This window comes from Streptomyces fulvoviolaceus, assembly GCF_000718165.1.
GTDB lineage: Bacteria > Actinomycetota > Actinomycetes > Streptomycetales > Streptomycetaceae > Streptomyces > Streptomyces fulvoviolaceus.
Window position 1 is genome coordinate 61374 of record NZ_JOEY01000062.1, and the last position, 6894, is coordinate 68267.

The following is a 6894-nucleotide window of genomic DNA, read 5'->3' on the forward strand; positions in this document are numbered from 1 at the left end:
AAGCTCCAGGGATCGAGAACGTCGGAAACAAGATCGTCAAGCTCTGAGTCCGCCTTTGGCGGACCGCAAAGGGGCCTGCCTGCATAGGGCGGGCCCCTTTCGTGTCGAGTGCGGGCCGGTCGCGCGCCAGGGGCGAGGCGCACCCTCTCCGCGCAGAGCGCTTGCGATCACCACCCCTCTCCATTTAGATTATGATCGTAATTTAATAACCACTTCACCAGGAACCTCCATGGACCTCTCCACCAGCACCGTCCTTGTCACCGGAGCCAACCGGGGATTCGGCCGGGCCCTCGCCGCCGAACTGCTCAGCCGCGGCGCCACCGTCTACGCCGGCGCCCGCAACCCCGACCAGGTCGACCTGCCCGGCGCCAAGCCGATCGCGCTCGACATCACCGACCCCGCCTCCGTCGCGGCCGCCGCCGAGGCCACCGGCAATGTCACGGTCCTGGTCAACAACGCGGGGTCGTCCACCGGCGCCGACCTGCTGACCGCCGACCTGGACGCCGTCCGCCTGGAGATGGACACCCACTACTTCGGCACCCTCTCGGTGACCCGCGCCTTCGCACCCCAGATCGCAGCCAACGGCGGCGGGGCGATCCTGAACGTCCTGTCCGGCCTGTCCTGGGTCAGCTTCCCGGACTTCGGCGCCTACTGTGCCGCCAAGTCCGCCGAGTGGTCGCTCACCAACGCCCTGCGCCTGCAGCTCGCCGACCAGGGCATCCGCGTGGCCGGCCTGCACGTCGGCTACATGGACACCGACATGGTCCGAGCCGTCGACGCGCCCAAGTCCGACCCCACCGACATCGCCCGGATCGCCGTCGACGGCATCGCCAACGGCGCCTACGAGATCGTCGCGGACGACGCCTCACGCCAAGCGCAGGCCGCACTGGCCGGAGGCGTCTCCGTGCTCTACCCGCAGCTCCCCTGAGAGCAGCCGCCCAGCGATCCGCCCCCAGTGCGGCGGATGCCGGTGCTCGCTGTCGCTTCCCCCGTGCCGTCGCCCGCCCGCCTTCACGTCATTGATCCATCGCCCAGTACGTCTGCCCAGGGAACGCCATGAAACAGCACAGTAAGCAACCGGTTCGAGGCGGCTCCGCCGTCTGGGCCGTGGTCATCACCAGCGCGGCCGGATTCATCACCGCGCTGGACAACCTGATCGTCACCACCGCCCTGCCCTCCATCCGCGAGGACCTCGGCGGCGGTCTGGAGGACCTCGAATGGACGGTCAGCGCCTACACCCTCACCTTCGCCGTCCTGCTCATGTTCGGCGCTTCCCTCGGTGACCGCTTCGGCCGCCGGAGACTGTTCGCCATCGGGCTCGGGATCTTCACCACGGCCTCGGCCGCGGCCGCACTCGCACCGGGGATGGGTGAGCTGATCGCCGCGCGGGCGGCGCAGGGCGTCGGGTCCGCGATCGTGACGCCGCTGACGCTCACCCTGCTGTCGGCCGCCGTCCCCGCCGCACGACGCGGCGCGGCCCTGGGTGTCTGGGGCGCGGCCAGTGGCATTGCCGTCGCCACCGGACCGCTCATCGGCGGCGCACTCACCGAAAACCTCTCCTGGCAGTGGATCTTCTGGGTGAACGTGCCCCTCGGCCTGGCGCTGATCCCCTTCGCCCTGCTGCGGCTGAACGAGAGCCGCGGCCCGAACCCGACCCTCGACCTCGTCGGCACCGTTCTGGCCAGCGGCGGTCTGTTCGGCATCGTCTACGCCCTGGTGCGCGGCAACGCCGACGGCTGGAGCAGCACCCCGGTGCTGGGCGCCTTCTTCGCCGGTGCCGCCCTGCTCGTCGGGTTCGTCCTCTACGAACTGCGCGCCAAGCACCCGATGCTGCCGATGCACCTCTTCTGACACCGTTCCTTCAGCGCCATCAACGCCGCCAGCCTGCTGATGTTGCTGGGCATGTTCGGGTCGATCTTCCTGCTCAGCCAGTACCTGCAGACCGTCGGCGGCTACTCGCCCATGCAGGCCGGCATACGGATGCTGCCCTGGACCGCCATGCCCATGATCGCCGGACCGCTGGCCGGGGCACTGTCCGACCGCATCGGCGGGGCACCCGTCGTCACGGCGGGCATGGCCCTGAACGCCGTCGGCCTCGGGCTCTGGGCACTCACCGTCGAGCCGCACGAGGCCTACACCCACATGCTGCCCGCACTGATCGTCTGCGGCATCGGCCTCGGCATGTTCTTCGCCCCCAGCGCCAACCTCGTCCTGAGCACGGTCCGCCCGGAAGAGCAGGGCATCGCCTCCGGCGCCAACAACGCGATCCGCGAGGTCGGCGGCGCCATCGGCGTCGCATCACTGGCCGCGGTCTTCTCCGCCCAGGGTGGCTACGGATCCGCCTCACTGTTCGTGGACGGGTTGATCCCGGCGCTCTGGGTCGGGGCCGGTGCGGTCGCCCTGGCAGCGGCTGTGGCGTTGCTGATGCCCCGGCAGCGCAAGGCCGACGGCCCTGCCGCCGACTTTGCAGTGGGAGATACTCCGCCTGGTGTCACGGTCGTGACCTGAGCCCAGGACCGAGGGGCGGCTCAGCCGGTTACTGCGGGGCCGCCCCTCAGCCCCTTCTCTCACCGGCCAGGAAGGGCCGCAGATGCGCCAACAGGGCCTCCGGCTGCTCCTCCGGGATGAAGTGGCCGCACTCCGGGATCTCGGCACCGGTGACGTCGTCCGCGTAGTCACGCCAGATCTCCAGTGTCGGCAGGCGGCCAGGCAGCCCCGTGGAACCCCACAGCGCCAGCACCGGCATGGTGAGGCGGCGGCCTTCGGCGACGTCGATGTCGTCGAGCGCGATGTCCTCCTCCATGGCGCGGTAGTCGTCGAGGCTCGCACGCAGGGCGCCCGGACGGGAGAACGCACGGACGTAGCCGTCGACCGCGTCCGACGTGAGTCCGTGACGGTTGTAGGTCCACCGCTCGAAGAAGTACTCGAGGTACCCCCGGATGTCGCGCCCCACGAGGCGCTCGGGCAGATCGGGCTGCATGTGGAACAGCCAGTGCCAGTACCCGGAGGCGAGTGAGGAGTCCAGGCGGCGGAACATCTCCCGGGTGGGAACGATGTCGAGCACGGCCAGCCGCTCCACCTGGTCCGGGCGGTCCAGCGCCCAGCGGTGCCCCACGCGGGCGCCGCGGTCGTGGCCCGCGACCATGGCGCGCTCGAAGCCGAGCGCCTCGACGAGGCCTGCCATGTCGGCTGCCATCCGCCGCTTGTCGTATCCCGCGGTGGGCTTGTCACTCAGGCCGTATCCCCGCAGATCCGGCGCGACGACGGTGTGGTCGGCGGCGAGATCCGCCAGTACCGGCCGCCAGCAGTCAGAGGTCTGCGGCCAGCCGTGGAGCAGGACGAGCAGCGGGCCTGCCCCGGCTCGGGCGTAGTGCAGACGGACCCCGTCCACCTGCGCCACTCCGGTCGTGACTGTCGGCTGTCCCATGAGGTGCGCCTTCCTGACGTGAGCTACGAGCCAACACGAGCTAACCGTCTTAGACAGTTAAGCTAGCGTGCAGAATGAAGACGTGGCAACGGACGACATGTGGATCTGGGACGGCGGACGGCTCTGCCTGGACTTCGCCAACACCCTCCGAAGCCGGTGGAGAGCCACTCCGGTGGAGACCCTCCGGGAACCGGACGACCTGACGGGCTGGCTCCGGGAGGCCCTTCTGCTCGCCCCGGGGACCACCGAGCCCGCCCCGGCGGCCGTTCTTATGTCCGCCCGGCGGCTGCGCGAGAGCGTCGACCGGGCCGTACTGGCGGTCGCCGACGGCCGACTGCCCATGTCCGGCGACGTGACGCTGCTCAACCGGTCGGCAGCGGCGGCCCCCAGACCCGCACTGCAACTCGTCATCACCGACGACCGCCTGGAGCCCGCCGGCCCCACGACCCTCGCCGCCGACCCCGCACTCGCCCTGGCACTCATCGCCCAGGACGCCGTCGACCTGCTTCTGTCCGCCGAGATCCAGCGCGTGCGCGTCTGTGGAGCCGACCGGTGCGCTCTGCGTTTCCTGGACCGCTCCCCAGCTCGCAACCGCCGATGGTGTTCCATGTCCCGCTGCGGAAACCGCACCAAGGTCCGCCTCCATCAGGCGCGTTCACGACAGAGCGGTCCGATGGCGGAAAACTGACCGGGATGTCCTCAGCTCACTCGGGCGACCTCACGCGAAAGGCCGGGCCGGGGACGCTCTCGATGTCCTTCGCCTGCACCGGATGGCCCTGTTCGCAGCGGATCTGGACGTCGACGTGGGCACCGCACTCGCGATGCCGCGCCAGGACCGCCGGCCCCTCCGGGTCGGCACGGTAGCGGTCACCCCACTGCAGCAGCCCCATCACGGCCGGCACCAGATCCATACCCTTGGACGTGATCACATACTTCGGCCGACTCCGCGAGCCCGGCTCCTTGTAGGTCTCGGTGGCCAGGATCCCTTCCTCCACCAGCATCCGAAGCCGTGCCGCGAGCAGGTTGCGAGGACAGCCGAGGACCCGTTCGAACTCACTGAAGCGGGACGAGCCGTACCAGACCTCACGCAAGATCAGGATCGTCCACTTCTCCCCGACGACCTCAAGGGTCCGCGCGATCGAGCAGTTCGACGTGTCCCGGTCGAGCCGGGGGTCCATGCCGGTGTCTTGGAGAAGTTCGGTCCACGCATCCATGAGAACGATTCTAGCCGTTTGAGTTTACTTTCAGAGACTCAGCGACCGACAACAAATCATTGCCTCACGGACGTAATATTACGGACGTCAGACCATCGACTGGGGCTCGGCCTGTACGGCAACGGCCTTACATTGCGACGGGAGCAAGCCTGTGGCGCGCTACGCCAAGGAGCACAAGCAGGTGACACGGCAACGGATCATCGAGAGGGCCGGCCACCGATTCAAGCAGGACGGCATCGACGGCTCGGGCATCTCCACACCGATGCCGGACGCCGGGCTCACCAATGGAGCGCTCTACGCCCACTTCGCCTCCAAGGACGACCTCGTCGCCCACGTCGTCGCCCATGAACTGCGCACACTGGCGGATCGGTGCGACACGCCGAGGCCCGGCCGAGAGGGACTCGAGGACTTCGTTCGCGGCTATCTGTCACCCGAGCACCGTGACCGGCCCGACACCGGATGCCCCTCCGCCGCGCTGCTCGACGAGATCGGCCGAAGCGCGGACGGCACCAAGCAGGCGTACACCGAGGGCGCGACGGCCATCATGGAAGAGATCGCCGCCCGCCTGGCGCCCGCGGATCCGCAGGCCGCTCGCGGCAGAGCCATCGGGCTCTTCACCATGATGGTGGGGACGCTGCAGCTGTCCCGCGCCCTAGCCGACCGCGCGTTCGCCGACGAGGTCCTCGAGCGGGGAGTCGAGAACGCTCGCACGTTCATCGACTGAGACGCACTACCGCGCCGCAACGAGGGCCGCGGTCCGAGGTCGGCCTCCGGCGAGCGGTGCGCGAAGGCATCGAGCCGAGCCCGGATGCGAGGACGCTTCCGGGCGTCCCGCCTATGAGCACTCCCGGCCAAATGCGCCGCCCGCCCGCACCTGACACCCACTACCGCTCAAGGAAGTCGAGGGCTTCCGCCACGAACTGCTCGTGGAACTGGAAGATGCCTCCGTGGCCTGCGTCGGGGTAGACGACCAGGTCGGCGTTCGGCAGTCGCCTGGCCAGTTCGAACGAGTTCTTCGTCGGCACCATCCTGTCGTTGTCGCCGTTGGCGACGAACACGGGCTGATGGATGACGGAGAGGTCCTGGGGCTGCGCGAGCCCCCAGCGGTGGATGGCCTTGAGCTGGGCGAAGTACGACGTGAGGGAGATCGCCTTATCGCGGTCGTGAGTGCGCTCCTTGAGCCGGGCCAGGAACTGCTTTCCGGCTCGCCGCCCGCCCGCGGTGCGGGTGAAGAAGAGGAACTGCTTCGGGTCCTGGAGGGTGAGCAGGGCCCGGACGGTGTCGAGATGGGACAGTCGGGTCACCTTCTTGATGCCCTCACCGCCCGCGGGGCCGGTGCCCGTGAGGATCAGCCTGCGGACGAGCTGCGGTTCGTCCTGCGCGATCACCTGGGCGATCATGCCGCCCATCGAGAAGCCGTGAATGTCGACATGGTCGAGCCCGAGTCCCCGGATGAAGGTGACGGCGTCCTTCGCCATCTCTTCGATGGTCTTCGGTGTCGAGCCGCTGGATGCGCCGACGCCCCTGTTGTCGAAGGTGATGACGCGATGCCTGGCGGCGATGCCGTCGACGACTCGGGGGTCCCAGTTGTCCAGGACGGCGGAGAGGTGGGTGACGAAGACCACCGGGACGCCGGTCCTCGGGCCGAGGTCGCGGTAGGCGAAGGTCACTCCCCCGGCGGTGAGGGTGCGGGTGGGTGCCTTCCGGTACGACGTCACCACGTCGCCTCGTACTTCCTGTTCGTCGCTCACGGCCGTGCCCTTCTGCGTGGGGTGGAGAACTGCTGGGGTTTGACTGAGCAGGAGTGCGTTCTGGCGTGTGTGAGTGAGTGCTGAGGCTCCCGGCCGACGGCTGGGTGCTGTCGTCCCAGGAGGGGAATCGGTGTTCGTTCGTCGAATGTGTGACCTTTCCGCGTGGTGTTCGTTGGGTGTGATGAGCGGGTTATTCGAGGGGCTGTACGGGTGGGGTGGGGTGGGCGGGTTGCGGGAGCTTGCGGCGTCGTGTGTCGTGCCCGGCCCCTCGGGGGTGGCGGTCCGTACCCGGTTGAAGCAGCTCACGCCCGCCGATGTGAAGGTCCTCGCGCTGGTCGGTGCGTACCTCGGGTCGCTGGCTTCCCGGGATCTGAAGGTGCGGTGCGCGCAGGGTCTGGAGCATTCCGCGCAGACGTGGGCGACCCGCAAGCGGGGCCTGACGTCGGTGTCGTCGTCCCGGTGGGCCGGGTCGATCACCAAGGCCACGCATGATCAGTGGGCG

The 6894-nt window shown here is 68.9% G+C and carries 6 protein-coding genes and 2 pseudogenes; 5 read left to right on the top strand and 3 right to left on the bottom strand.

Annotation, left to right across the window (positions count from 1 at the left end; genetic code table 11):
• Window positions 1-229: 229 nt before the first annotated feature.
• Window positions 230-928, top strand: coding sequence for an SDR family oxidoreductase (locus tag IG08_RS0145470; protein WP_030618009.1), 699 nt, complete (start codon window positions 230-232; stop codon window positions 926-928).
• A gap of 128 nt (window positions 929-1056) precedes the next feature.
• A pseudogene (locus IG08_RS55040) lies at window positions 1057-2508 on the top strand (DHA2 family efflux MFS transporter permease subunit).
• Between the two features lie 46 nt (window positions 2509-2554).
• Here IG08_RS55040 and IG08_RS0145480 read toward each other — a convergent pair.
• Entirely contained in the window at window positions 2555-3427 is an 873-nt protein-coding gene (locus IG08_RS0145480; protein WP_030618011.1) for an alpha/beta fold hydrolase, read from the bottom strand.
• A gap of 82 nt (window positions 3428-3509) precedes the next feature.
• Between IG08_RS0145480 and IG08_RS0145485 the strand changes: the two genes are divergently transcribed.
• Window positions 3510-4115, top strand: a complete 606-nt coding sequence (locus tag IG08_RS0145485; RefSeq protein ID WP_030618014.1) for a CGNR zinc finger domain-containing protein — start codon at window positions 3510-3512, stop codon at window positions 4113-4115.
• 16 nt (window positions 4116-4131) lie between these two features.
• On the opposite strand, the gene IG08_RS0145490 is transcribed toward IG08_RS0145485, so the two are convergent.
• Window positions 4132-4605: a winged helix-turn-helix transcriptional regulator gene (locus IG08_RS0145490; RefSeq protein WP_030618018.1), complete on the bottom strand. Its 474-nt coding sequence runs from the start codon at window positions 4603-4605 to the stop codon at window positions 4132-4134.
• 187 nt (window positions 4606-4792) lie between these two features.
• Between IG08_RS0145490 and IG08_RS0145495 the strand changes: the two genes are divergently transcribed.
• On the top strand, window positions 4793-5365 hold the full coding sequence (locus IG08_RS0145495) for a TetR/AcrR family transcriptional regulator (RefSeq protein WP_030618021.1): 573 nt from the start codon (window positions 4793-4795) through the stop codon (window positions 5363-5365).
• A gap of 160 nt (window positions 5366-5525) precedes the next feature.
• On the opposite strand, the gene IG08_RS0145500 is transcribed toward IG08_RS0145495, so the two are convergent.
• Complete coding sequence (locus IG08_RS0145500) at window positions 5526-6392, bottom strand: alpha/beta fold hydrolase (RefSeq protein WP_052425161.1); 867 nt, start codon at window positions 6390-6392, stop codon at window positions 5526-5528.
• A gap of 220 nt (window positions 6393-6612) precedes the next feature.
• Between IG08_RS0145500 and IG08_RS0145505 the strand changes: the two are divergent.
• Window positions 6613-6894, top strand: a pseudogene (locus tag IG08_RS0145505) (IS200/IS605 family accessory protein TnpB-related protein); the annotation flags it as partial.